Source organism: Rhodococcoides fascians A25f, assembly GCF_000760935.2.
Lineage (GTDB): Bacteria > Actinomycetota > Actinomycetes > Mycobacteriales > Mycobacteriaceae > Rhodococcoides.
On sequence record NZ_CP049744.1, the window covers coordinates 1,631,825 to 1,656,406 of the forward strand.

22 protein-coding genes and 1 pseudogene are annotated in these 24,582 nt (G+C 64.7%); 11 read left to right on the top strand and 12 right to left on the bottom strand.

Annotation, left to right across the window (positions count from 1 at the left end; genetic code table 11):
* Nucleotides 1-37: 37 nt before the first annotated feature.
* Together BH93_RS07875 and BH93_RS07880 are read left to right on the top strand one after the other, a co-directional pair.
* Entirely contained in the window at nucleotides 38-1,222 is a 1,185-nt protein-coding gene (locus BH93_RS07875; RefSeq protein ID WP_037171637.1) for an exonuclease SbcCD subunit D, read from the top strand.
* Nucleotides 1,219-4,227: an AAA family ATPase gene (locus tag BH93_RS07880; protein WP_037171635.1), complete on the top strand. Its 3,009-nt coding sequence runs from the start codon at nucleotides 1,219-1,221 to the stop codon at nucleotides 4,225-4,227. The genes BH93_RS07875 and BH93_RS07880 overlap by 4 nt, the downstream gene beginning before the upstream one ends.
* On the opposite strand, the gene BH93_RS07885 is transcribed toward BH93_RS07880, so the two are convergent.
* The 6 genes from BH93_RS07885 to BH93_RS07910 form a co-directional block, all read right to left on the bottom strand.
* A complete protein-coding gene (locus tag BH93_RS07885; RefSeq protein WP_052064836.1) occupies nucleotides 4,209-5,450 on the bottom strand; it encodes an AI-2E family transporter in 1,242 nt (413 codons plus the stop codon). The genes BH93_RS07880 and BH93_RS07885 overlap by 19 nt on opposite strands.
* Nucleotides 5,451-5,546: 96 nt before the next feature.
* Nucleotides 5,547-6,044: a methylated-DNA--[protein]-cysteine S-methyltransferase gene (locus tag BH93_RS07890; RefSeq protein WP_037153512.1), complete on the bottom strand. Its 498-nt coding sequence runs from the start codon at nucleotides 6,042-6,044 to the stop codon at nucleotides 5,547-5,549.
* Nucleotides 6,041-7,507 (bottom strand): AlkA N-terminal domain-containing protein, encoded by a 1,467-nt coding sequence (locus BH93_RS07895; RefSeq protein WP_037171633.1) that lies wholly within the window; start codon nucleotides 7,505-7,507, stop codon nucleotides 6,041-6,043. Before BH93_RS07895 ends, BH93_RS07890 begins: the two co-directional genes overlap by 4 nt.
* A 115-nt stretch (nucleotides 7,508-7,622) precedes the next feature.
* Nucleotides 7,623-7,793 carry a YbdD/YjiX family protein gene (locus tag BH93_RS07900; protein ID WP_072692145.1) on the bottom strand — a complete coding sequence of 57 codons (171 nt, stop codon included), beginning with the start codon at nucleotides 7,791-7,793 and terminating at the stop codon, nucleotides 7,623-7,625.
* Nucleotides 7,794-10,067: a carbon starvation CstA family protein gene (locus tag BH93_RS07905; RefSeq protein ID WP_037172163.1), complete on the bottom strand. Its 2,274-nt coding sequence runs from the start codon at nucleotides 10,065-10,067 to the stop codon at nucleotides 7,794-7,796.
* 134 nt (nucleotides 10,068-10,201) lie between these two features.
* The gene (locus BH93_RS07910; protein ID WP_032380540.1) at nucleotides 10,202-11,383 is read right to left on the bottom strand and encodes an ROK family transcriptional regulator; all 1,182 of its coding nucleotides are present in this window, start codon (nucleotides 11,381-11,383) and stop codon (nucleotides 10,202-10,204) included.
* 142 nt (nucleotides 11,384-11,525) lie between these two features.
* Here BH93_RS07910 and edd point away from each other — a divergent pair, with 142 nt between their 5' ends.
* From edd to BH93_RS07925, 3 genes are all read left to right on the top strand, one after another.
* Nucleotides 11,526-13,349 (top strand): phosphogluconate dehydratase, encoded by a 1,824-nt coding sequence (gene edd / locus BH93_RS07915; RefSeq protein ID WP_037172162.1) that lies wholly within the window; start codon nucleotides 11,526-11,528, stop codon nucleotides 13,347-13,349.
* A gap of 30 nt (nucleotides 13,350-13,379) precedes the next feature.
* On the top strand, nucleotides 13,380-13,997 hold the full coding sequence (gene eda, locus BH93_RS07920) for a bifunctional 4-hydroxy-2-oxoglutarate aldolase/2-dehydro-3-deoxy-phosphogluconate aldolase (protein ID WP_037171632.1): 618 nt from the start codon (nucleotides 13,380-13,382) through the stop codon (nucleotides 13,995-13,997).
* Nucleotides 13,998-14,081: 84 nt separating this feature from the next.
* Nucleotides 14,082-14,414, top strand: coding sequence for a CD225/dispanin family protein (locus tag BH93_RS07925; protein ID WP_052064835.1), 333 nt, complete (start codon nucleotides 14,082-14,084; stop codon nucleotides 14,412-14,414).
* Between the two features lie 22 nt (nucleotides 14,415-14,436).
* Here the strand turns inward: BH93_RS07925 and BH93_RS07930 are convergent, their stop codons facing one another.
* Complete coding sequence (locus BH93_RS07930; RefSeq protein ID WP_037171631.1) at nucleotides 14,437-15,207, bottom strand: SDR family NAD(P)-dependent oxidoreductase; 771 nt, start codon at nucleotides 15,205-15,207, stop codon at nucleotides 14,437-14,439.
* A gap of 102 nt (nucleotides 15,208-15,309) precedes the next feature.
* Between BH93_RS07930 and BH93_RS07935 the strand changes: the two genes are divergently transcribed.
* From BH93_RS07935 to BH93_RS07955, 5 genes and pseudogenes are all read left to right on the top strand, one after another.
* Nucleotides 15,310-16,146: a helix-turn-helix domain-containing protein gene (locus BH93_RS07935; RefSeq protein ID WP_037172159.1), complete on the top strand. Its 837-nt coding sequence runs from the start codon at nucleotides 15,310-15,312 to the stop codon at nucleotides 16,144-16,146.
* Nucleotides 16,147-16,180: 34 nt separating this feature from the next.
* Nucleotides 16,181-16,975, top strand: coding sequence for a TIGR03620 family F420-dependent LLM class oxidoreductase (locus tag BH93_RS07940; RefSeq protein ID WP_037171629.1), 795 nt, complete (start codon nucleotides 16,181-16,183; stop codon nucleotides 16,973-16,975).
* 12 nt (nucleotides 16,976-16,987) lie between these two features.
* A complete protein-coding gene (ychF, locus tag BH93_RS07945; protein ID WP_037171625.1) occupies nucleotides 16,988-18,067 on the top strand; it encodes a redox-regulated ATPase YchF in 1,080 nt (359 codons plus the stop codon).
* A gap of 217 nt (nucleotides 18,068-18,284) precedes the next feature.
* Nucleotides 18,285-19,280 (top strand): alpha/beta hydrolase, encoded by a 996-nt coding sequence (locus BH93_RS07950; RefSeq protein ID WP_037171624.1) that lies wholly within the window; start codon nucleotides 18,285-18,287, stop codon nucleotides 19,278-19,280.
* 116 nt (nucleotides 19,281-19,396) lie between these two features.
* Nucleotides 19,397-19,684: pseudogene (locus BH93_RS07955) on the top strand (type II toxin-antitoxin system RelE family toxin); the annotation flags it as partial.
* Here the strand turns inward: BH93_RS07955 and BH93_RS07960 are convergent.
* A complete protein-coding gene (locus tag BH93_RS07960; protein ID WP_037171622.1) occupies nucleotides 19,593-20,222 on the bottom strand; it encodes a DUF4190 domain-containing protein in 630 nt (209 codons plus the stop codon). The pseudogene BH93_RS07955 and the gene BH93_RS07960 sit on opposite strands and share 92 nt — an antisense overlap.
* 138 nt (nucleotides 20,223-20,360) lie before the next feature.
* Here BH93_RS07960 and BH93_RS07965 point away from each other — a divergent pair, with 138 nt between their 5' ends.
* Nucleotides 20,361-20,978: a class I SAM-dependent methyltransferase gene (locus BH93_RS07965; protein WP_037171621.1), complete on the top strand. Its 618-nt coding sequence runs from the start codon at nucleotides 20,361-20,363 to the stop codon at nucleotides 20,976-20,978.
* A 45-nt stretch (nucleotides 20,979-21,023) separates the two neighbouring features.
* Here the strand turns inward: BH93_RS07965 and BH93_RS07970 are convergent, their stop codons facing one another.
* The 4 genes from BH93_RS07970 to BH93_RS07985 form a co-directional block, all read right to left on the bottom strand.
* Nucleotides 21,024-21,428, bottom strand: a complete 405-nt coding sequence (locus BH93_RS07970) for a GNAT family N-acetyltransferase (protein WP_037171618.1) — start codon at nucleotides 21,426-21,428, stop codon at nucleotides 21,024-21,026.
* A complete protein-coding gene (locus BH93_RS07975; protein ID WP_242459152.1) occupies nucleotides 21,425-22,006 on the bottom strand; it encodes a hypothetical protein in 582 nt (193 codons plus the stop codon). The genes BH93_RS07970 and BH93_RS07975 overlap by 4 nt, the downstream gene beginning before the upstream one ends.
* A gap of 464 nt (nucleotides 22,007-22,470) precedes the next feature.
* Nucleotides 22,471-23,643 carry a winged helix DNA-binding domain-containing protein gene (locus BH93_RS07980; protein WP_037171617.1) on the bottom strand — a complete coding sequence of 391 codons (1,173 nt, stop codon included), beginning with the start codon at nucleotides 23,641-23,643 and terminating at the stop codon, nucleotides 22,471-22,473.
* Nucleotides 23,644-23,659: 16 nt separating this feature from the next.
* Complete coding sequence (locus tag BH93_RS07985) at nucleotides 23,660-24,559, bottom strand: metallophosphoesterase family protein (protein WP_242459153.1); 900 nt, start codon at nucleotides 24,557-24,559, stop codon at nucleotides 23,660-23,662.
* Nucleotides 24,560-24,582: the final 23 nt, after the last annotated feature.

A 24,582-nucleotide genomic window follows, 5' to 3' on the forward strand; every position in this document is an offset into this window, starting at 1 on the left:
GAATAGTTTGTCGGTGCTTGCCGATAGCGTCGAACGCATGAGAATCCTGCACACCTCGGACTGGCACATAGGTCGCACCTTTCATGGTGTCGACCTGTTGGCCGATCAAGGCGCTGTGCTGGGGTCCATCGCGGAACTGGTTGCGGCACAATCGATCGATGTGGTGGTGGTACCGGGCGATATCTACGATCGTGCTGTGCCCAGCGCCGACGCCGTGCTGGTCTGCAATCGCGGGCTGGAGGCAATTCGAGCAGCGGGTGCCGTCATCGTCGCGACGTCGGGGAACCACGACTCCCCGGCTCGGCTGGGAGCCGGTGCTGCGTTCGCGTCGGCGGGAGGCCTGCACCTGATGACTCGGGTGGGCGATGTCGCCACACCGGTCGTCGTCGACGACGAGCACGGCGGCGTTGCGTTCTACGGCATTCCGTATCTCGAGCCGGAGACCACCCGCCTGGAACTCGATGTTCCTGCAGCGCGTACCCACGCCGAGGTTCTCGCAGCCGCGATGGATCGTGTTCGCGGCGACCTCGATGCGAGAGCCGCTGCAGGAGAACATGTTCGGTCGGTCGTGCTCGCGCATGCGTTCATCGTCGGTGGTGAGGCGACCGGATCGGAGCGGTCCATTTCTTCCGGCGGCATCGAAACGGCACCGGCGTCGGCGTTCGACGGAGTCGACTACGTGGCGCTCGGTCATCTGCATTCTCCGCAGATTCTCACCGACCGAGTGCGGTACTCCGGGTCTCCTCTGCCGTATTCGTTCGGCGAGCGGTCGCACCGCAAGGCCGTGTGGATTCTCGAACTCGACGCGAGCGGACTCGGCAGCGTCGAGCGAGTGGACCTGCCGGTGGTGCGCGGGCTCGCCCGCATCGAAGGCACGGTCGAGGAATTGCTCTCGGACGCAACCTATTCCGATGTCGAGGACCACTACGTCTCTGCCGTGCTCACCGACGACGTCCGTCCGGTGGACGCAATGCGGTTGCTGCAGCAGCGGTTTCGGCACGCGATACACCTCGAGTGGCGTCGCCCCGAGGGGTCGGGAGAGCTTCGCTACCGCGACCGGGTGCGCGGTCGCAGTGATCTCGCCATCGCCACCTCGTTCCTGACGGACATGCGTAGCGAGCCCACCGCAGCGGAGTCCGCATTGCTGGCCCGCGCTCTGACGTCGGTACAGCGCGAGAACGAGGTCACCGACGGCGCTGCTGCAGACCGCGGTGCTGCATGAGGCTGCATTCGCTCGAAATCACCGCTTTCGGACCCTTCGCGGGTACCGAGACGGTCGATTTCGATGCGCTCGGAGCCGATGGGCTCTTCTTGTTGCACGGGCACACGGGGGCCGGCAAGACGACGGTTCTCGACGCCGTGGCGTTTGCCCTGTACGGAACCGTGCCAGGGGCGCGCCGCGAGGGTAAGCGACTGCTGTCCGACCACGCGGCCGTGGGAGCGGTACCGAAGGTGACCCTCGAGGCGACCCTCGGCGGACGGCGCATCCGAATCGTGCGCAGTCCGGAGTTCCTGCGCCCCAAGCTCAGAAGCACCGGAACCACCAAGCAACACGCCAAAGCCAGTCTCACCTGGCTCGACGGTCGCGGGCAGAACCTCACCCGGCTGAGCGAGATCGGCGATGCCGTCAACGCGTTGCTGGGAATGAGCGCCGACCAGTTCTTTCAGGTGGTGCTGTTACCGCAGGGCGAATTCGCGCGATTCCTGCGAGCCGACAGTGACGAGCGCGGGAGCCTGCTCGAAAGGCTCTTCGACACAGGCCGATTCGGTGACGTCGAAGAGTGGTTCGCGCAGCGCCGCCGAGACTTGGCCGCCGATCTCGCCGATGCCCACCACAACATCGACATCATGCTCGGGCGGGTGTCGCAGGCATCGGGAGTGCCCGAGCCCGTCACCGACGACCGCGAACAACAGGACCCGCTCGACTGGGCGGCCGACGTCCTGGCCGACGCTCGTCAGAATCGGACCCTGGCTCAGGGGCGCGCGGTGCTGGTCGACGCGGCAGCTCGGCGGGCGTCCGAGGCGCTGGCTCAGGCCACGATCGTTCTGGATCTGCAGCGCAGGCGCGCTCTCGCCGAGGAACAACTCGCACAGCATCACGCGGGGGAGGAGGCACGAGCAGCGCGCAGAACCGAGCTGGCAGATTCCGCGGCCGCAGGACCGATCGCCGACGCCGCTGCAGATCTGTCCCTGGCACGTGCGGCGGGCGAGGCGGCTACCGCCGCGCTGGCCGCAGCCGAACGCGAGCTACCGACGTCGCTGGAGGGGCAGCGGTTTCACGACGCCCTGCATTGGCCACCCGCGCCGGGCGATCCTGCGGACGAGCGCACCGTCGTCGCGCAGTTCGTGCGCCACTGGACCACCGACGTCGCGAGGATGCAGTCGTTGCTCGGGGTCGTACGCGAAGCAGCCAAGCTCGCCGGTGCCCTGGTCGACTATCGAGCACAACAACGCAGCATTGCAGCGCAGATCGAGCGCACCGAGCAGCGGCAGGAGTCGATGCCCGAGAAGATCGCGGCCGCCGAATCGCGGGTAGCGCGAGCCGATGCCGCCGCGACACAGCTGCCGGCCCTCGACGAGCGCTGCGAACGGGCTCGCGTGGCCGCCGAATCCGCCATCGAATTGGTACGCAAGCGCGCTGCGCTGGTCGAGAGCGAACGATCCCGCGACCGTGCCGCCGCCGCACACAACACCTCGTGGGAGCACCTGCTCGATCTTCGTGAGCGACGCATCGACGGGATGGCAGCAGAGCTGGCGGCCCGCTTGAAAGCCGGCGAGCCGTGCCAGGTGTGTGGATCCCCCGCGCATCCTCACCCCGCTGCGGCCTCGACGTCGACGGTGACCAAGGCGCAGGAAGACAAGGCAGCCGCCGCCGAACGGAAGGCAGCTGCCGCCCTCGATCAGGCGGTCGGGGCTCTCGCGGAGGCCAGACTCGCAGTGGACCTGCTGCGCGATCGCACCGGGGGAGCGACTCTCGCGGAGTTGACCCAGGCCCTCGATACCGCAACGAGTTCGGTGCAGGATGCCCGTGTGAGCGCCGCGGATGCCGACCCGGCGCGGGCGGAACTGAGCCGACTGCGCCGTGAGACGGACGAACTGACGGTCACACTCAACAACCTCGTCGCGTCCCGCGTGGCCGTGGACGAGCGAATATCGGCCACCGAGGAATCGCTGACGCAGATGCGTGCGTCGGTGTCGCAGGAAGTGGGCGCGGGCGAGTCGCTGATCGATCGAATTGCCGAACGTGAGGCCCTGATCGACGGTGCGCGGCGAATCCAGGAGGCACGGATCGTCTGGCTCGATGCCACCGCACAGTCCGATGCGCTGCGCGCCGAGCTCGACCGACGAGTTACCGCATCGAGTTTCGCCTCCGTCGAGGCCGCTGCCGGGGCCGTTCTGACCGCCGATCGCGTCGAGCGAATCGAGGCCGAACTCCGCGCCGCCGACGAGCGTCGGGCGCATGCCGAACACGTACTCCGTGAGCCCACCATCGTTGCCGTCGCCGGGCATGCGCCGGTGGACCTCGATCCGCTGCGTCAGGCCTGTACCGAGCTGGACCGGCAGGTCAGATCCGCCGCCGCCACGGTAGCGGAATGCCGAAGGCGCGCAGACGATCTGGAACGACTGATCGCCGAACTGTCGACTGCGGCCGAGGCCATCGCGCCGCAACGCGCGGAATTCGACGAGCTCGCCAACCTGGCGGACGTGGTGGCCGGGCGCGGTCAGAATGCCAGGAAGATGTCGCTGCGGTCCTATGTTCTCGCGTCCCGGCTCGAGGACGTCGCCGAGTCGGCCTCGGCGCGACTGCGTCGGATGTCCTCGGGGCGATACGAATTCGTCCATTCCGACGAGGCGGGTGCCCGGGGTAAGCGCGGTGGTCTCGGCCTCGACATCCGTGACGATTACACCGGTGTCGTGCGCTCGGCGAAGACTCTTTCCGGAGGCGAGGCGTTCCTCGCCTCGCTCGCCCTCGCTCTCGGACTCGCAGATGTGGTGGCCGCCGAATCCGGTGGCGTCGTACTCGACACCATGTTCATCGACGAGGGGTTCGGCACGCTCGATGCCGACACTCTCGAGCAGGTGATGGCCGTCCTCGACGAACTACGCGCAGGCGGACGCGTCGTCGGCGTCGTCAGTCACGTCGACGAGATGCGCCAGCGCATTCCCAGTCGCCTCTACGTCAAACGGGAGCGCACCGGTTCGACGCTTCAGGTCGTCGCGTCCTGACCTGACGTAGTCTTGTCCGGCTTCGACTCGCCCTCGTCGTCCAGACCGGCCTGTTCCTCGGTCAGTCCCTCGGGCGGCGGGATTTCGTCCTCGAGTTCGTCCTGGTCCGGCTCGTTCGAGCGCGCATCGATCTGTTCGGACAGATACCGGATCAGCACCGCGGCAACAGCAGCGGCCGGAACTGCGAGGAATGCACCGATGATGCCGAACAACGAGCTGCCGCCCGTCACCGCGAGAAGCACGATCGCCGGATGCAGGTTCATGCTTCGACTCTGCAGAATCGGCTGCAGCACATTGCCTTCCAACTGCTGCACCGCGACGATGATGGCGAGCACGATCAGCGCCGTGGTCAGCCCGTTCGCCACCAGGGCCACGAGAACTGCGAGCGCACCCGCGACGAACGCACCGACAATCGGGATGAACCCACCGAGGAATGTCAGCGTTGCGAGTACCAGTGCCAGCGGAACGCCGAGAATGACGAGTCCGAGACCGATGAAGAAGGCGTCGATGAAACTGACGATGGCCTGCGTTCGGATGAATCCGCCGAGCGTCGCCCACATCCGCGAGAGCACCTCGCCCAGATGGCGTCCGGCGCGGCCACCGGAGAACCCGTGCAGCCACGGCAGGAACTTCGGGCCGTCCTTGACGAAGAAGAACGACAGAACCAGCACCAACGCGAGAGTGACCAGCAGCGAGCCGGCGGCGGAGACGCCGGTGAACACGCCGGTGGCGATGACCTCGCCGCTGTCCTGTAGACGCGACACGATCGCCGACACGGCCGAGTCGATCTGGTCGTCGCCGATGTTCAGCGGCGGCCCCTTCAGCCAGTCCTGAACCTGCGCGATTCCGCCCGACGCCTGGTCCACCAACTCGGGAGCCTGCTCGGCCACCGACGGAATGATCAGGGTGATGACGCCGCCGATGACGACGAAGAACACCACGAGCGAGACCGACGCGGCCAGCGCGGGAGGAAATCCGAGCCGCATCATCAGTTTCGCCGGCGGCCACAACACCGTCGCGACGATGACCGCGAGCAGGACCGGCAACAGGATCACCCACAGATGACCGATCAGCCAACCGAACACCCAGGCTCCGGCCGCGATCGACACCAGGATGAGCGACCACTTGGCGAGCCACAGGCCGCCGACCCCGATGAGGTCCCCGCGGTCCTTGTCGGGCTTGGCGGATGCCGTGGATTTTCCTGGCACTGCCGATTCGGTCACTGGGGCTTCCTCACATTCGGCGGATGGCGGATCGTGAAGAACCATAACGCCCGGGACCGTTCGGCCGCGGGCCACCGCCACCCGACGCGGCAGCGGTCAGGCGCTCTCGTGTGCCAACAGCCATTTCTTTGCGGGCAATCCCCAACGGAATCCGCCGAGGGCACCGCCGATACGGACCACCCGGTGACACGGCACGAACAGCGCAGCCGCATTGCGCGCACAGGCCGACGCCGCACCGCGGATGGCCGTGGGTCGGCCCGACAGCTCCGCGAATCGGGAGTAGGTCACCGGAGCGCCGGGTTCGACGGTGCGCAGCACATCCCAGGCGTGCATCAGGAATTCACCGGACCGTTGCGCGACGGGCACATCGTCGATCCGATCGAGTTCGCCGCGGTGGTAGGCGTCGACGGCGTCGGTGACCGTGCCGAGGTCGGCGGCACTGCGAACGGTGTCGGGTCGCATCGTCGGGTGAATCAGGATTCGCAGCTCCTCGATGTCATCGGTCCAGCCCGACGCGAGTACGCGCTGATCGGCGTCGACGATGGTGGTGAACGGGCCGATCGGGGTGTCCCGGGTGGCGGCTGTGGCAGTCATGCTTGTCTTCTTTCCAGTGCGGTGATCCACAGGTGCATCGAGACGTACGAGCGCCACGGTGCCCAGCGGGCTGAGTTCTTCAGCGAGATGTCCAGGGCTTGCGCACCCTGGCGGACGACCAGGTCGGTGTCGAGGAGAACGTCGGGGTCGCCGAGCAGTCGCATCACGACATAACGAGCGGTCCACGGTCCGATGCCTTTGAGCGCCAGCAGTTCTCGCTCCAGTTCGGGACCCTCGCGCGCGGGATGCAGCTCGACGGTTCCCGACGCGATGGCGTCGGCGACGCGGATGACGGTCTGGACGCGGGCCGCAGGGCCGGTGAGAACCTCGTGACCGCGTTCGGCGATGACGGCGGCCTCGGGAAACAACCTGGTGACGCTTCCGTCGCCCAGGTCCAGTGGTGCGCCGAGCGCGTCGACGAGCCGGGCAGTGTGGGTGGCCGCCGCCTTCAGGGAGATCTGTTGTCCGATCACGGTGCGCAGCAACATCTCTGCGCCGTCGACCACCCCGAGGGCCCGAATTCCTGGATGGGCCTCGACACTCGGTGCCAACTGCGGGTCGGCGCGCAGGGCGTCGTCGACGGCGAGTGGATCGGCGTCGAGGTCGAGGAGATGTCGGATTCGGGCGACGGCGGGAGCGAGGTCTCGCATGTCCTGCAATGTCACTGCGGCACTGACGAATCCGTCCATCACCCGCAGGGCCACCAGTCCGCCGGCGTGCGGCAGGCGCAGCGATCGGACGTATTCTCCGTCTTCGGAGAACGATTCGATGCCCTCGACCACGTGACCACGAAGGAACCATTCGATCCAGCCCCTGTCCAACGGCTGGCGGTAGGGCAGTCGCAACGTGACCGTGCCACCTGCGGTGGTCACCGCGGTGCGGTGTGCCTCGCGGCGCAGCGTGGACGGATCGACGGCGAACACCTCCTTGACCGTGTCGTTGAACTGCCGAACGCTGGAAAAGCCTGCTGCGAAGGCGATGTCGGCCATCGACATGTCCGTGGTCTGAATCAGTGTGCGGGCGGTATGTGCTCGGTGCGCGCGGGCCAATGCCAGGGGGCCTGCACCGACCTCGGCGGTCAACACCCGAGTCAGTTGTCTGCTCGAGTAACCGAGGGTGCTGGCGAGGCCGTCGACGCCGCCGCGCTCGACGGCCCCGTCGGAGATCAGTCGCATAGCGCGAGAGCTGAGGTCGGAGTGGATGTTCCACCGCGGGGAACCGGGGGTGGCGTCGGGCTGGCAGCGGCGGCAGGCACGGTAGCCGGATTGTTGAGCTGCGGCGGCCGTGGCCAGGAACGAGACGTTGCCCGGCTTGGGTGTGCGGGCCGGGCAGGACGGGCGGCAGTAGATGCCGGTGGTGGATACGGCGGTGAAGAACTGGCCGTCGAACCGTGCGTCACGCGAGGAGACCGCGCGATAACACCGATCGAAGTCCAGTTCTTGCACCTGCCGTTCGCTGCTCATGTACCTACTGTGTCAGCGCGATCTCGCCAGTGCTAGCGGAAATCGGACGTGGCTGCGCCCCTCGTGCGCGTTTTGCGTACCTCCAGCTACGCAAAACGCGCACGAGGGCGAAGCCCTAACAGCAGCGGGCCCCCGGATTTCGATCCGCTTCCGCGTGCCGGTCCTTCCAGTACTGACGCACGGTCGGCGGCTCCTGACCCGGATGGTGCCGAGCCAGGTGGGCGACGTACCGGTCGTAATCGTGGTCGCCCATCACCGAGGTGATCCACCACCACAGCCCGCGCATCTAGTGCGCCGATCCGGGTCTACGGACGGTGCCCGCGTCGATCAGCTCGTCCCACTCGGCCTGCACTTGCTTCTCGGCCGGAGTGAGCACGAAGCCGCTGGGACCGAAGATCTTCGACGGCACCTCCGGCTCTTCGTTGTCGGGCAGGTCAGCTCCGCGAACGGCCTTGATGCACACCCACACTCCGGCGATCACGACCACCAGGACGAGTACCGCGAAGACGATCGACAGCGTGCCCTGGATGAAGGTGTTGCGGATGACGGCGTCGATGGCCTCGGGTGTCTTGGCGCTGCCGAACTCGCTCAGCCCCTGCGCCTTGGCGTCGCGGAACTGCGAGTGCTGAGTCCAGTAGCCGATTGCCGGGGTCGAGGAGAAGATCTTCTGGTACGAGGCCGTCATGGTGACGATCAGGTCCCAGGCCAGCGGAACCCCGGGAATCCAGGCCCACTTGTAGAGGCCACGCTTGACGACGATGACCATCACTACCGTCAACGCGATCGCCGCGAGCAACTGGTTGGCGATACCGAACAGCGGGAACAGCGTGTTGATGCCGCCCAGGGGATCGGTGACGCCCATGAGAAGGATTGCGCCCCAGGCTGCGACGACGATCAGCGAGCAGATCCACGCGCCGGGACGCCACGACGGGTCCTTGAACTTCTTGGCCGAGGCTCCGGGCAGGTTGCCGATGCTGTCGGAGAGCATGAAGCGCGCGACGCGGGTGCCTGCATCGACCGTGGTGAGGATGAACAGTGCCTCGAACATGATCGCGAAGTGATACCAGAACGACTTGAGCCCCGGCCCGCCGAACACCTGGTGCAGTACCTCGGACATGCCGAACGCGAGTGTCGGTGCGCCGCCGGTGCGGGAGATGATCGATTCCTCGCCCACATCGGCTGCCGCCTGGCTCAATTCGGCCGCCGAGATGTCTCCGCCGCTCAGCCCCAATCCGTTGACGTACGTCGCCGCAGTCTCCGGAGTGCCGCCGGTCAACGTCGCCGGTGCGTTCAGTGCGAAGTAGATGTGCTGATCGAGAACGCAGGCGGTGATGAGCGCCATGATGGCGACGAACGACTCGGTGAGCATGCCGCCGTAGCCGATCATGCGCATCTGCTTTTCTTTCTCGAGCAACTTCGGCGTGGTGCCGGAGGAGATCAGAGCGTGGAAACCGGAGAGGGCACCGCAGGCGATGGTGATGAACAGGAAGGGGAACAGCGATCCTGCGAATGCCGGGCCGTTGCCCTCGGTGGCGAAGCTCGTCATGGCGGGCATCTGAATCTCGGGCCGAGCGATGAGAATGCCGACGGCCAGCAGCGCGATGGTGCCGACCTTCATGAACGTCGACAGGTAATCGCGCGGTGCGAGCAACAGCCACACCGGCAGGATGCAGGCGAGCAGGCCGTAGCCGATCAGCAACCAGGCGACGGTCACCTTGGAGAGGGTGAACCAGTCGGTGCCCCACTCGGTTTCGGCAACCCAGCCGCCGGCGACGATGGCGAGCAGCAGCAGGACGACACCGATGAGCGAGACCTCGGTGACGTTGCCCGGTCGCAGGAAGCGCAGGTACACGCCCATGAACAGTGCGATCGGGATGGTCAGCGCGATGGAGAAGACGCCCCATGGGCTTTCGGCGAGCGCGTTGACGACGACGAGTGCCAGCACCGCGATCAGGATGATCATGATGACGAACACCGCGATCAGCGCCGCGGTACCACCGACGACGCCGAGTTCGTCACGGGCCATCTGGCCGAGGCTGCGGCCGTTACGGCGCGTCGAGATCCACAGCACCAGGAAGTCCTGGACGGCACCGGCGAACACGACGCCGATGATGATCCACATCGTGCCGGGTAGGTAGCCCATCTGAGCGGCGAGCACGGGTCCGACGAGGGGGCCGGCTCCGGCGATCGCGGCGAAATGGTGGCCGAACAACACCCGACGATCGGTCGGCATGTAATCCTTGCCGTTTTCCAGAATCTCGGCCGGTGTCGCTCTGTCGTCGCGAGGAAAGACGATCTTGCGTTCGATCAACCTGGCGTAGAAGCGAAACGCGAAGATGTAGGTGCAGACGGCGGCGATGACGAACCAGACGGCGTTGGGGTTCTCCCCGCGCACGATGGCGATGATCGTCCAGGCGACGCCGCCGAGTAGGCCGATCGCGACGAGCATCAGACGCTTGATCGGCGTCATCGGATGTGACTCGACGACGCCGACGGGTGGTAGGTCGGGATCTGTCTTCAGCAGTTCGACGTGTGGATCGTCGGGTGCTTTCAGTGACATGTGTGGGGTCTCCAGGATCGCAGGTGTGACTGCGATCACCCTATGTGGGCAGCCGGTGCTCGTCCTCGAATCGACGCATCGCGTTGCGCCCGGCGGTCGCTGGAGTGCGACGAACGGAAATGTCGCCGGGGCCGTCAGCTACCGAGCGCGTCGTCGACGGCCCGAGCGCTGAGTACCTGATCCAGCACCAGTGCTGCGCTACCGATGACCCCGGAGAGGTCGCCGTGGGTGGTGGCCTGGATGGTGAGAGCCTTGGTGGCCAGCGCGGTCGCGTTTCCGTAGACGGTCTCGCGCAGTCCTGCAACGAAGATGTCGTACGCATTGGCCATGTCGCCGCCGACGATGAGGACCTCGGGGTTGAGTAGATTGACCGCTCCGGCCAGGGTTTCGCCGATGTGGCGTCCACTGTCGCGGATGAGTCTGCGTGCTTCGGGGTCACCGCTGACCGCGAGGTCGACGACACCGCGGATGTGGCCCACTTCTCGGCCCTGCTCGTTCAGCGCACGTACCAATGCCCAGCCGCCGGCGATGGCCTCCAGGCAACCACTGTCGCCGCACCGGCACGCGACGCCCGCTGCGGCTGCGGTCTTGGTGTGGCCGAATTCGCCTGCTGCGCCCAGTGATCCACGTTGTAGTGCGCCGCCCGCGACGATCCCGGCACCGAGACCCGTCGAGGCCTTGACCAACAGGGCGTTCTGGAAGCGATCTCGATTGTCCCGGCGTTCGGCAAGAACCATCGCGTTGGCGTCGTTGTCGAGAAAGACCGGAGCGGAGGTGGTGTCGGCGAAGAACGGGGCCAGTGGCACTCCGTCCCAGCCGTGCATGATCGGCGAGTCCAGGCTGCACCCGCGCGCGGTGTCGGCGGTGCCGGGGATGGACAGGCCGACGCCGAGAATGCGATGTTCGGTTCGGTGCGATTCGTCGAGCAATGCCTGCAAGCGCTTGGTGATCTGCGGCATCAGCTCGTCCGGCCCGATGCCGATTTCCTGATCGACGGTATCGCCGGCGAGGAACTCCCCACCGAGGGTGAAGACGCCCAGTTGCGAGCGGCTACGTCCGATCGCAGCCGCGAGTACGACACCCGCGTCGACGTCGAAGGACAATCGCGCCGGGGGGCGTCCACCCGTCGACTGAGTGTCCTCGGTTTCGATGATCAAGCCGAGGCCGGCGAGTGCAGCGACCCGGGAGGCGACCGCCGAGCGAGACAGTCCGGTGATCCGGCCCAATTCGGCGCGGGTGTCGGCTTCGCCGTCGCGAACCAGAGCAAAGATCTCACCTGCGGTCGCAGGTGGAGCGCTCAGGCGCGGCATCGACATATACGCCATTCAACCAACTGGCAACTTTTACGGCAACACCCTAAGAATTGCTACTTAGAACTTTGAAAAACATAAGTTGGGTTGCTGATCGACGTAACCGGCTCTAGGCTGAGTCGTGAGAGACCGAACATCGGAGATGCTCATGGACACTCTTCATCCGGTTCTGCGTCAGGTCACCGACCGCATCGCAGACCGCAGCCAGTCCGACCGCACGAAATATCTCGCTCGAATCGCTGCTGCCGGGGATCGAGGCCCGGCCCGTGGCCGACTCGCCTGCGCCAACATCGCCCACGGCTTCGCCGCCTCAGGCAAGGCCGACAAGCAAGCGCTGCGCGGCATGGTCAAGCCCAACATCGCGATCGTCTCCGCCTACAACGACATGCTCTCGGCGCACAAGCCGTTCGAGACATACCCGGCCGTACTGAAGAAGTCGGTCATCGACGCCGGTGGCATCGCGCAGTTCGCCGGTGGCGTCCCCGCCATGTGCGACGGCATCACGCAGGGCCGCGACGGCATGCAGCTGTCCCTGTTCAGTCGGGACATCATCGCGATGTCGACGGCAATTGCGTTGTCCCACGACATGTTCGACGCCACCCTGATGCTCGGCGTGTGCGACAAGATCGTCCCCGGAATGCTCATCGGCGCACTGAGTTTCGGCCATCTGCCTGCGGTGTTCGTGCCCGCGGGTCCGATGACATCCGGACTTCCCAACGGCGAGAAGGCAAAAGCCCGTCAGCTCTACGCCGAAGGCAAGGTGGGCCGTGAGGCACTGCTGGACGCCGAGGCCGCGTCGTATCACGGCAGTGGCACGTGCACGTTCTTCGGAACGGCCAATTCCAACCAGCTGCTCATGGAGGTCATGGGTCTGCATCTGCCGGGCTCGTCGTTCGTCAACCCCGGAACCGCGATGCGCGACGCGCTCACCCGCGAGGCCGCGCACGTCGTCACCGGTCTGACGTCCCTCGGAGACAACTACACCCCGGTGGGCGAGGTCGTCGACGTCAAGTCGATCGTCAACGGCTGCGTCGCACTACTGGCCACCGGCGGCTCGACCAACCACACGATGCACCTCGTCGCCATCGCGAAAGCTGCCGGCATCACGCTGACGTGGCAGGACCTGTCCGATCTGTCGGCCGTGGTGCCGCTGATGGCCAGGATCTACCCCAACGGCAAAGCCGACGTCAACCACTTCCACGCGGCCGGTGGTCTCGGGTTCGTCATCGGCTCTCTGCTCGACGCCGGATTGATGCACGAGGATGTGAAAACCGTTGCCGGGCAGGGCCTGCGGCGCTACACGCAAGAACCGAAGCTAGACGGCGACGGGGTGATGTGGCAGGACGGTACTCGGATGAGCCACGACGACACCGTGTTACGTGGCGCGAACGAGCCGTTCAGCGCCGACGGCGGACTGAAGATGCTGACCGGGCCGATCGGAAAATGTGTCATCAAGACGTCTGCATTGGCACCCGAACATCGGGTGGTCACCGGACCGGCGCGAGTGTTCGACGACCAAGCGGACTTCCTCGAGGCATTCGATGCAGGGCTTCTCGACGGCGACTTCGTTGCGGTGCTGCGTTATCAGGGCCCCCAGGCGAACGGCATGCCCGAGTTGCACAAGCTCACTCCGGCTCTGGGAATTCTGCAGGACAAGGGGCGGTCCGTAGCGCTGATCACGGACGGTCGGATGTCGGGGGCCTCCGGAAAAGTGGCTGCGGCAATCCACCTGACGCCCGAAGCGGCGAGTGGCGGACCGATCGCGAAAATTCTCGACGGTGACATGATCACCCTCGACTCTCTCGACGGCACATTGTCGATCGATGTTCCGCTCGACGAGTTCGAGGCTCGACCGGTCACCGGACGAGTCCTGGACAAGGACGAATGGTCCAGCACCGGTCGTGACCTGTTCTCGGGCATGCGTGCGCTCGTCGGCCCTGCCGACGAGGGCGCAATGTTCGTCATGCGCTGAGTCCCTGTAACTCCACAAGAAGGTAAGAACGTGACTGCATCTCTGCTCGACCGCGTACCCGTCATCCCCGTCGTCGTCATCGAGAACCTCGATCATGCTGTTCCGATCGCACGTGCCCTGGTGGCGGGCGGAGTGCCCGTCATCGAGCTGACCTTGCGGACACCGGTGGCACTCGACGCCATCGAGCGCATCGCGGCGGAGGTTCCCGAGATCCTCGTCGGTGCGGGCACGATCGTCACTCCCGGCCAGGCCAAGCAGGCCGCCGATGCGGGTGCTCAGTTTCTGGTCTCGCCCGGCTGCACGCCTTCCCTCACGAAGGCCATGCGAGATACCGGACTACCGCATCTGCCCGGTGCCGCAACGGTATCCGAGGTGCTCACCCTGCTCGAAGCCGGTTACACCGAGCTCAAATTCTTCCCGGCCGAGGCATCGGGCGGCGCGAACTTCTTGAAGTCGATCCACTCGCCGATCCCGGCCGCACGCTTCTGCCCGACGGGTGGAATCTCCACCGCCAATGCCTCGGCGTACCTGGCATTGCCGAACGTCGGATGCGTCGGCGGATCGTGGCTCACTCCGGCCGCGGCTGTGGCAGAACAAGATTGGGATGCAATCGTCGCTCTTGCGGCGGCCACGACCGAATTGGTCTGAGATTCGCCCTCCTCCGATGGAACCAGACGTGACGGTGCGGCGTCCTACTGGTTGTCCGTCATCGAACAATCGGGGGAAATTCTCATGTCAGGTCCGTACGAGCAACCGTTCCCAGCAGCACAGTCGTTTCCAGCGGGGCAGCCCTTTCCAACAGCACAGCCGTATTCGCAGCCAGCTGCTCTGCCGTCCTCCAATGCAGGCTGGGCCGTCGTGGCCGTCATCTTCTTCTGGCCGCTGGCCATTCCAGCGTTCAACCACGCACTGAAGGTGCACCCGCTGTGGATGATGGGAGACGTTCAGGGAGCAGAGTATTCGTCGAATCGGGCCGGGTTCTTCGGGAAGCTGTCGCTGATCATCTTCGGTGCCTTCATCGTTCTCTACCTTGCGTTCATCGGCTTGGTCGTCTCGACCATGTGACCGGTCGACGGCGGTGTGCTGCTCACCCGCGGGTGACCGAGATGCCGCCGTCGACGTAGAGGGTCGTCCCGTGGACCATCGCGGCGTTGTCCGAGACCAGGAACAGAACGCCGTCGGCGATGTCCTGCGGCGAGAGCACTGTGCCTGCCGGCGTGCCGGCCGTCATCGCGTCGAGGACTTGACGAGCATCCTCGTTGCCCGGTGTCAGAGTCGCTCCGGGCGCGAGGGAGTTCACTCGCACGCCGCGTGGGCCGAATTCTGCAGCCCAACTGCGGGTCAGTTGCTCGTCGGCTGCCTTGGTGGCGGAATACATAGCGGCAAAGGGGCTGCCCATCGTGGCCATCCACGACCCGATGTTCACGATGACTCCGCTACCGCGCTCGGCCATGGCCGGGGCCAGCGCGCCGACGAGCACGTGTGGAGCTCGGACGTTGACGGCAAGCATCGCGTCGAGCTGATGATCGGGCAGGTCCGCGGTGGCGGTGGCCGGATAGATGCCGGCGTTGTTGACGAGAATGTCGACGCGGCCGCCGAGAGCGTCGGTGGTGCGGGCAGCAAATTCGCGGAGCTCCTGGTAGCTGCCCGCGAGATCGACGTCGACGAAGGTCGCAGTGCCGCCTGCCTCGGTGATGCGGTGCGCCAGGGCCTTGCCGCGCTCGGCGTCGCGGCCGCTGACGACCACCGATGCCCCCTGAGCGGCGAGGGTTAGCGCGATCGCAGCACCGATCCCACTGGTCGATCCGGTGACGACGGCTGTGCGTCCGAGGAGCTGCGGAGAAGTAGAAGAAGTCATGACGCCATGTCTACGGTCGGTCGAGGCAGTCAACCAGGCGTCGTTCTGCCTAGGTCTGTCATGACCAGGTTGGCAATCGCCCACGTCGCTACTGTGGAATTCGTGAACAATGACAGGTCCGCCCTCAGCGCGTTTCTGCGTGATCGGCGCGACCGCATGACCCCGATCGAGGCCGGGATTCGTACGTATCCCGGTGCCCGACGGGTGCCGGGGCTGCGGCGCGAAGAGCTGGCAGCGCTGGCCGGAGTGAGTCCGGATTACTACAGCAAACTCGAGCAGGGTCGGCAGGCCAACGTGTCGACCGAGGTGCTGCGGGCAATCGCCGGCGCGTTGAAGCTCGATGAGGTCGAGTCCGCGCATCTACTCGATCTCGCGTCCCCGGCGATGCCCACCGAGGATGTTGCGCAGCTACCGAATCCAGGTCTGCTCCAGGTCATGAAGGCACTCGACCACGTCCCGGTGATCCTGCTCGGGCGCAGCGGGGGAGTCCTGGCCAGCAACTCGCTGGTTCGATCGGTACTGAGTCTGCAACCGTCCGCTGATCACTCGTTGTTCCACTATCTGTTTCGCAATCCCATCGCCCGCGAGCGAATCGTCAATTGGTCGCAGTTCGCGGCCGCCTCGGTTGCCGCGCTGCGCCGCGATCTTGCCCGTCGACCGGGAGACCCGACCCTGGGTGCGTTGATCGACGAATTGCGTTCGTCCGAGCCTTGTTTCGAACAATGGTGGAGCGATCACGAGGTTGCCGAATTTGCAGGTGCAACCAAGATCATTCAGCACCCGGCGGCGGGCACCCTGCAATTCGGGATCGAGTTTCTGACGTCGCCGAGCGAGCCGGATCAAAGTCTGATCGTCTACACGGTCGAGGAAGGGTCGAGTACGGCGAAAGTACTGCCGATCCTGGCGAGCTGGGACCCGAGTTCGGCGATCACCTCTTGACCTGAACAACACTCGAGGTTTTAGCGTCGTAGCCATGGACACACTCGGTCTCGGCACCATCGGCATTTCCATCGACGTGTCACCGTCGTACCTCGACGATGCGCGGGAGTTGGAATCATTCGGATTCACCTCGGTCTGGTTGCCGGGTGGGCAGCTCGATCGACTCGGCAGGCTGGCCGATCTGGTCCACGCGACCGAGAACGCGACCATTGTTCCGGGGATCGTGCCGGTCGATGTGTACTCGCCTGCACAGACCGATGAGCTGTTTGACGAGCTCTCGGGCACCGGTCGATTCGTCCTCGGCCTCGGTGGGCCGCAGAGTGCTCGGCCTTTGGCCGGGTTGAGGAAGTACCTCGACGAGCTCGAGGTGCCCGCCGATCACCTTCTGCTCGCGGCGCTCGGTCCGAAGAAATTGGAGATGGCGCGGGACCGCGCTGCCGGCGCAATCGCGTTGCTGGTGACGCCGGAGTGGACGGCGCAGGCGCGCAGTGCACTCGGTGGGTCGACGTTGGTGGTCGACCAGTTCGTCGTGGTCGAGTCCGATCCGGATCGGGCGCGCGCTGCAGCTCGGGAACCGCTGAGCTTCCTTGCCACGGTCCCTGGGTATCGGCAGAACTTCCTGCGCATGGGGTTCACCGAGGCGGATGTCGACGATCTCAGCGACCGTCTGGTCGACGGCTTGGCGGTGTGGGGGAGTGTCGACGACATCGCCGAGCGAGTGGCCGCGCACCACGCTGCCGGCGCAGATCACGTCGTTCTGGCACCGCTGGGTGCGTCGAGTATCGAGGCTGGCCGGGCACTGTCCGAGCTGGTGGCGTTGTCAAAGTAGACTCCATAGACCGTGAGCCTCACCCTCGGAATCGTCGGACTGCCCAACGTCGGCAAGTCCACCCTCTTCAATGCACTGACCAACAACGATGTGCTGGCCGCGAACTATCCGTTCGCCACCATCGAGCCCAACGTTGGTGTGGTCGCGCTGCCGGATCCCCGGCTCGAGAAGCTGGCCGAGGTGTTCGGTTCGGAGAAGCTCGTGCCTGCGCTGGTGTCGTTCGTCGACATCGCCGGCATCGTCAAGGGTGCGTCCGAGGGCGCAGGCCTGGGCAACAAGTTCCTCGCCAACATTCGTGAGGCCGACGCCATCTGCCAGGTCGTTCGTGTCTTCGCCGACGACGACGTGGTGCACGTCGATGGTCGCGTCGACCCGACCGCAGACATCGAGGTCATCGAAACCGAGCTCGCGATCGCCGATCTGCAGACTCTAGAGAAGGCCATCCCGCGCCTCGAGAAAGAGGTGCGGATCAAGAAGGATCGCAAGCCCGCACTCGACGCGGCGCTGGCAGCACAGGCCGTACTGAACGACGGCAAGACGTTGTTCTCGGCCAAGGCGAAGTTGGACTTCGAGCTGCTCGGTGAATTCCAGCTGCTCACCACGAAGCCTTTCCTCTACGTCTTCAACGCCGACGAGTCGGTGCTGACCGACGACGCGAAGATCGGCGAACTGGCTCGCCTCGTGGCCCCCGCCGACGCGGTGTTCCTCGACGCGAAGATCGAATCCGAACTGCTCGAGCTGGACAAGGAATCGGCAGCGGAACTGCTCGAATCCGTCGGACAGACCGAGCCCGGTCTCGACGCGTTGGCTCGCGCCGGCTTCCACACTCTGGGCTTGCAGACGTACCTCACCGCAGGCCCGAAAGAGGCTCGCGCGTGGACAATTCATCGAGGTGACACTGCGCCCCAGGCTGCGGGCGTCATTCACACCGACTTCGAGCGCGGTTTCATCAAGGCCGAAATCGTTTCCTTCGAAGACCTCATCGCGGCGGGTTCCATGGCCTCTGCGAAGGCTGCTGGCAAGGTGCGCATCGAGGGCAAGGACTACGTCATGTCCGACGGCGACGTGGTGGAGTTCCGCTTCAACGTCTAGCCTGACGCGCGACTTCAGTAGGTCACGCGGGCATGTCATTTGTTGGCAGCCCACGGCCTCGGTTAAGTGTTGAACTATTCCCATCGGTGCGGCACAAAACGGGCTGAATCCCGGATTTTTCACAAGTTGCTGACTATTAGTCCGATTTTTGCCCTTCCTTCGTGCAAGATTGCCCCGACAACAGCGGTCGCGCAGCGCCGCGGGCAGTGGGGGTCTTATGTTCGGCGTGCGGCCGGTTCTGGTGGTGATTGCAGTTCTGCTCACCTTCGTAGCGGGCGTGCCTGCCGCTGCTCAAGACATCGACACTGAAAATCCTGCACCGAGCCAGCCGGCGCGGATCGAGAACCGAATCGATACCGGCCCGACGCTGACGTGGCTGTCGGTGTACTCGCCGAGCATGGATCGGACCATCGAGGTGCAGGTTCTGACCCCCGCGGAGCGTAAAGGCCCGCGTCCGACGCTGTACATGCTCAGTGGATCCGGGGAGAACGAACCGTCGAGCAGCATCTGGCTTCGCAAGGGCAACGCGGCGGAGTTCTTCCGTGACAAGAATGTCAACGTGGTTCTCCCGCTTGCCGGTCCAGCGAGCTTCTACACCGACTGGGAGAACGACGACCCCCGCCTCGGCCGCTACCGCTTCGAAACCTTCCTCACGCAGGAGCTTCCGCCGTTGATCGACGCGGAGTTCGAGGGCAACGGCAGTGACGGTGTGGCGGGCCTGTCGATGGGCGCTCAGTCCGCGATGATGCTGGCCGCCCGGAACCCGGACAAGTACTCGGCCGTCGCGGCGTACAGCGGGTGCTTCTTATCCGAGGGCATACTCGGGCAAACCCTCATGCGAAGCATCGTCGCCGGTTACGGCGGCAACGCGAACAATATGCTCGGTGGGCCCCTCGACGAGCGCTGGGCCGCCCACGACCTGCTGGTGAACGCAGAAGCGCTGCGCGGAATGTCCATTTACCTCTTTTCCGCCAGTGGGCTCCCCGGTCCGCACGAGCGGTACGAGACGCTCGAAGATCTCGACACGCTGGTGATCGGCGGGGCGATCGAAGTTGGTACCGATTTCTGCACGCGCCTGCTGCGTGACAGGCTCGTCGACCTGAATATCCCGGCCACGTTCGATCTGGGCAGCCCTGGTACGCACTCGTGGCCGTACTGGGCAGACCAACTTGCAAAGAGCTGGCCGACGCTGGCCGCGGGGCTCGAGCCGTGAGCTTGCTCGCGGAGCGGTAGGAACCCAGCAGGTTCACGCGGAGTGGAAGTTCTTCGCGCTGGAATTCTGTACATGACCACTCTGCCGCTTGCCGAAGTTCGAGCGAACCTGTTGAAGCTTGTCGACGAGGCGAGTTCCGGCTCGTGTATCAGATCTACGAAGACCGAGTTGTCGTGCGAGTGATCGCAATTGCTCATCGGCGGGATGTCTATCGCTGTCGACGATGGGATCGGGCGTTCACTCTCGGGCCCTGGTCGATGAGACGTCGCTTCGAGAGAGCAATGCGAACCCAAGGCTTTACGAGTCAACCGCCTACGGGCCGGGCGACCAATAGCCCCCACCATTTGCGCCGTCGGAGACGCAGAACAAGTCGATTCCGTCCGGCGACACTGCGATGCCGCTGACAGTCGGATCGCATACCGATCCTGCCTCCACGTTGCTGTCGATGATCGGTGCGGACTGCACCCACCGCGCGCTGGTCGACCCTGCATAGGTGCATTTGAGGAATGTGCCATCGGCGGAGGTTTCGTGATTGTCGGTGCTCGGATCGCACGGGTCGTCCACCTCAGGACGCGAGGCGATCGGTACCTCGGTCGCGTCGACCGTTGTCTCCACCGGAGGCAGAGAGGTCGTGGTGGACGGAACCGTCAACATCGCGGTTGCCGGTACCGAGTAAGGCGTCAATGTGTCGCTGGATGCCGAATTGTTCGGTGTGAGAGATCCGAACCCATACAGGAAAGTCGCGACAACGAGCAGTTCGATCACCCCGATTGCCAAGCCAGCGATAGCAATTCCTCGACCAGCAGGTCGCCAGAAGGCCAGGATCCCGAACACTATCGCGACAGGAAACAGTCCCAGGAGAGCTGCCACCAGCGAGATCACGGCGTACGGGTTGACCGGCCCGGCGGCGCGGTCATCGCCTTTGGTGAGATCTACGGTCATCGACTCGTTCCCCGTTCACGGTGCGGAAAGTCATTAGGTGCGAACGCTACAGGCATCGCCTGCGGGCACCAATCAGCCGTCGTCTGCATGGAACATGGAAGTTGGCTACGCTCCGAATCAGACGATAGGAGAACGTAGATGGGTCTGCAGGAACTCGAAGCGTTGGTACACCAGACAGCCACCGCTGGAGAAGCTTTCGAGCGTGGAGCCGATGAGGCGGAGCAGTCATACTTGTCTTCGCTCGCCGCCCGGCCGGGTACGAAGCTGATCTGTGAGGTCGGGTTCAATGCCGGCTTCTCGAGTTGGGCTTTTCTGTCCGCGTCACCCGACGTGACGGTCGTGTCCTTCGACTTGGCCGCGTACACATACAGTGCTGCAGCGAAAGCCCATATCGACGAACGCTTTCCGGGCCGTCACATCCTGATCCAGGGCGACTCGCACACCACCATCGCCGCGTACGCGAAGGAACACCCGGACCTGCGATTCGATGTCATCTTCGTCGACGGTGATCATTCGGTGGAAGGTGCTCGCGCGGACCTCGACGACCTACGCGCATTCGCTACCCCGGACACGATCGTGATCATGGACGACATCACCCCGTGGCTGTGGTTCGGTGAAGGCCCGACCCAGGCGTGGCAGGAAGCAGTCGATGCGGGTCGGATTCTGCACACCAGCTACTTTCGCGACGGGGAACCTGTCGACACGGTGACCCCGCCGGCTGCCCGCGCCTGGGCCGAGGGGCGCTACCGGTTCTGACGTGACGATTTGGACAAGCACCTCACGACTGCAGTCACGCATCGCTCATTCGAGCCGGAGCAGCCCTGCGGCTGTCGCACTGAATCCGCATCCGGCTGAGTAGAACTCGTGGAGGTACGGTTGGTAGTCCACGTGTACCCACTCGATCCCTGACCCTCGCAGATCCGCGACGATGCGCGCTACGAGGGTTGTTCCGATGCCGCGCCGTTGGAGTGCGGGGTCGACGGCGGTGTCGAGGAGGAAGGCATGCCTGCCTCCGTCCCAGACCGCGTGTACGAACCCGCACAGCTGGCCGTTGGTGAACGCGCCCACCCACGATTTACTGTGCGTGTCCAGTCGGGCCCGCCACGGAGTGAGTTCGTACTCTCCGCCGAATGCTCTCCGATGAAGCTGCGACAGCTCGGCGTCGTCGACGGAAAAGTTGACCCGGTAGTCGAGAGAGTTGCTCACCGATGGATCCACTCCTCTGGGTAGTGGACATTCGGTTGTGTGCAGACCAGCATCTCATCTGCACCTCGCTGAAACTCGTAGTTCACCTTCACTATCCGACCGTTGATCCCGCTGGCTGCGAGTTCCTCGAGAAGTTCGCCGAGACGCGGATACGGTGTGCGCTCGCCGACGGCGACCAGAGGGAAGATGCGCACCTCACCGCGGCTGATGCGGGCCAGCTCGGTGATGGAGTCGATGTGGAACTGATGATCGAGAATATCGGAGTAGCTGAACAGCAGATGGGAACTGAGCACGAGGTCGAAGCTGTTATCGCCGAAAGCCAGTGAAGGTAGCCGGCCTGGCACGTACTGCTCCGGGTGATCGTTGATATCGGCGGAGAACCGGCCGGCTGCATCTTCACGGATTCGTCCATGGTGATCCGGGTCGGCGAAGTATGTCCACGCGTAACCGTCACGGTGAGTGTGGACGAAGGCGTTGCCCCGCGCCGCCTCGTTGATCGCGATCGCGGCGAGGTCGGCAGGGGTGGCATCGAAATATGCGCTGTCGCACGCTGTGGCTCTACCACCGCGTCCGTTCACATCGCCAGTGAAAGACGCTGCACCACTGGGGCAATCAAGGATTCGACTGTTCAGGTCATCCTCGGTGAGTGAGAACATTGCTCGGTACTCGGCGAGCGATCGAGAGCTCACGAGTATCTCGCCCAGTCTCGGAGCGGTTCGGTTGAATTCGTTTTCGTCGAACAAGGTGGTCGGCCTCCTCGGTAGGCAGCCGCCTGAACGTGAGACCCGTGTGAGATCCCGCGAAGGGAGTTGTCAGGCCGCACGACAGGCGGCCGAATGCACAATTTTGCAAGCCGCTGTCAGAGCGGCCACCAGAACTGCGCACGGGTCATCACGCGGTCAGTAAAGCACATCGCTGATCAAGTGCAACCGGATTTTGTTGGTCAAGGACAGTGTCGGCTCAAGACCATTTCACGGCGTTCGTCGCATACGATCTCAGACCGGCTGCGGCTGCAGATGCACAATCCGTAGGCGAATACCGGTCACTTCTTGCCTCTCAATGTTTTCTCCAACGGCGTCGGGAACGACGGGACCACCGCGGTGCCGTCGAGCAAGGTGGTGAGTCGTTCGGCCTCGGCTGCAACGGCTTTCGACACCGTCGAGCCGACGTCTTCCAGTAGCTCGGTGACCACCTCGCCGGATCCGGTCACGGCCCAACCCCCGACGATGCGACCCCCGGACCAGATGGTCGGACCGATGTTGCCGAAAGTGTCGAACAGCGGTGCCTTGTGCTCGCCGAGATACCAGGCGCGATGTTTCCATCCCATCGGTGTGGGATCCAGTGCGGGCAGCAGCATGACGCTCGCGCCGGCGGGCTTGTCGAAGGTAGTGCCGGTCAACATGATTCCGTCGCCTTCGGTCAGTTCGACCGCCACGGTGTCCAGGCCGGACGCTGCACCACGAGTCTGCGTCTTGTTCCACCCCGTCCACCATTGCAGGTCGTCGAGCGTCGCCGGTCCGAATACTTCGAGCCAGCGTCGGGCAAGTTCGGCGCGTGCCTCGTTTTCGTCGAGATCGGGAATCCCGTCCGGCCACCAATGGTCGATCGGTGCCCACGCATGCCGCCGAGAAGTCCATGCTCCCCGTGGCTCGACGCGCACCAATTTTCCTTCTGCGGCCATCATCACCAAAACCTCGGAGGTGACGTATCGCCTGACGTCGTACACCTTGTCGGTGGTCGGTAGCAGCGCCGTCTTGAGGCCGGGGACCGCGGCCGAGAGCTCCGCCCCGGTGGCGGTGCCCATCGAGCGCAGCGCCGCCTCGGTCTCTTCTTCGGTTGCTGCAAGCCAGGATTCGACATTGTCGATCACAGGTTCGGTGGGCAGCGTCGAGACTTGTTTGACCAAGCGCGCCCGCATCGTGCGCGCAACCCCGAGACTCGCGCCAGCATGAATCATCGGGACGTCGTCGTGTGCGACGACGAACATCGTGCGCCGCATCGCCATCAGCCGGACGAGACTTCGACGCTCGTACATCGCGTCACGAACAGCGGACAGTCCGAGAGATCGAGCACGCGCCAACACCGAGAGATACACCGTCGCCGGGTCGGTGGCGTGCAACGCGAGCAGGGACGACACCACGGCTTCGACGCTCGAAGCCTTGGAGAAGTGCTGCGCAACGAGCCGGTGTCGCCGCTGGGCGTCGGTGATCTTCACGAGGTCAGTGTGACGGCTATCGGGGCGCAGGACCGACGAAACCGGTGAGAAGAGCGTCGGCGATGGCGTTCATGCCGTGCGCGCGGGCATCGGCGGCAGCACCGACGTGGTCGTACTCGACCAGCTCGAACGAGACTGTCCAGCTGCCTCTGCCATGATCGTCGAGTACTGCGTAGCGCGCATGCGGCGACCCGGATTCCATGACGTGCGGGTAGGGCTGATCGTCGTCGTACGCGGGGGTGCCGACGCTGCCCGGGTTGACCACGAGTGTTCCGCTGGGAAGAGTCCACTGTCGCTGTAGGTGGGTGTGTCCACAGGCGATGACAGATCGGTCCGTGAAACCTGCTGCCCGTTCGAGGATTTCGGCCTCGGTTGCCTCGCGCGAGCCGTTGGCGTCCACCGAGTGCAGGAAATATTGCTGATCATCGGTGGGAGTGCCGTGCACTGCAAGGATCCCGTGGCCCAGCTCGAGTGAGAAGGGCAGCGAGCCCAGCCACTGTCGATGCTCGTCGGCGAGTCGATCATGGGCGTGCCGATCCCAACTACCCATCGACTCGGGATCCTGCTCGAGCAGATAGCGATCGTGATTTCCGGCGATGGTGGGAAAATCCAGCGCCATGAGCCGGTCCGCAGTCCGACGCGGATGCAGTCCGCCGGACACCAGATCGCCGAGGTTCACCACTGAGTCGACGCGTTGCCGGCCGATGTCGTCGACGACGGCGTCGAGCGCCGCGATGTTGCCGTGAATATCGGCGATGAGAGCTACCCGCACCACCACAGGATCGCAGCGTGGGCACACGACTGCAACACCGCATCCTCGGCGAGCGTTGGAGATCTCGCCCTCGGATCTCTGCCTTCGGTGGGTGATTTCTCCGTAGACCCTCGCCCAGTAGGTCCATAGTGTGGTCCAGGTCACTTTCGCTCCATGGAAGGCCAAGC

What these genes read in the sequence shown, in the direction of transcription:
- BH93_RS07940 (WP_037171629.1), top strand. Translation starts at nt 16,181, where the DNA reads ATGGACACACTCGGTCTCGGCACCATCGGCATTTCCATCGACGTGTCA.
- BH93_RS07890 (WP_037153512.1), bottom strand. Translation starts at nt 6,044, where the DNA reads ATGACTGCCACAGCCGCCACCCGGGACACCCCGATCGGCCCGTTCACC.
- BH93_RS07910 (WP_032380540.1), bottom strand. Translation starts at nt 11,383, where the DNA reads ATGTCGATGCCGCGCCTGAGCGCTCCACCTGCGACCGCAGGTGAGATC.
- BH93_RS07950 (WP_037171624.1), top strand. Translation starts at nt 18,285, where the DNA reads ATGTTCGGCGTGCGGCCGGTTCTGGTGGTGATTGCAGTTCTGCTCACC.
- BH93_RS07925 (WP_052064835.1), top strand. Translation starts at nt 14,082, where the DNA reads ATGTCAGGTCCGTACGAGCAACCGTTCCCAGCAGCACAGTCGTTTCCA.
- edd (WP_037172162.1), top strand. Translation starts at nt 11,526, where the DNA reads ATGGACACTCTTCATCCGGTTCTGCGTCAGGTCACCGACCGCATCGCA.
- BH93_RS07965 (WP_037171621.1), top strand. Translation starts at nt 20,361, where the DNA reads ATGGGTCTGCAGGAACTCGAAGCGTTGGTACACCAGACAGCCACCGCT.
- BH93_RS07875 (WP_037171637.1), top strand. Translation starts at nt 38, where the DNA reads ATGAGAATCCTGCACACCTCGGACTGGCACATAGGTCGCACCTTTCAT.
- BH93_RS07895 (WP_037171633.1), bottom strand. Translation starts at nt 7,507, where the DNA reads ATGAGCAGCGAACGGCAGGTGCAAGAACTGGACTTCGATCGGTGTTAT.
- BH93_RS07930 (WP_037171631.1), bottom strand. Translation starts at nt 15,207, where the DNA reads ATGACTTCTTCTACTTCTCCGCAGCTCCTCGGACGCACAGCCGTCGTC.
- BH93_RS07900 (WP_072692145.1), bottom strand. Translation starts at nt 7,793, where the DNA reads ATGCGCGGGCTGTGGTGGTGGATCACCTCGGTGATGGGCGACCACGAT.
- BH93_RS07960 (WP_037171622.1), bottom strand. Translation starts at nt 20,222, where the DNA reads ATGACCGTAGATCTCACCAAAGGCGATGACCGCGCCGCCGGGCCGGTC.
- BH93_RS07905 (WP_037172163.1), bottom strand. Translation starts at nt 10,067, where the DNA reads ATGTCACTGAAAGCACCCGACGATCCACACGTCGAACTGCTGAAGACA.
- BH93_RS07880 (WP_037171635.1), top strand. Translation starts at nt 1,219, where the DNA reads ATGAGGCTGCATTCGCTCGAAATCACCGCTTTCGGACCCTTCGCGGGT.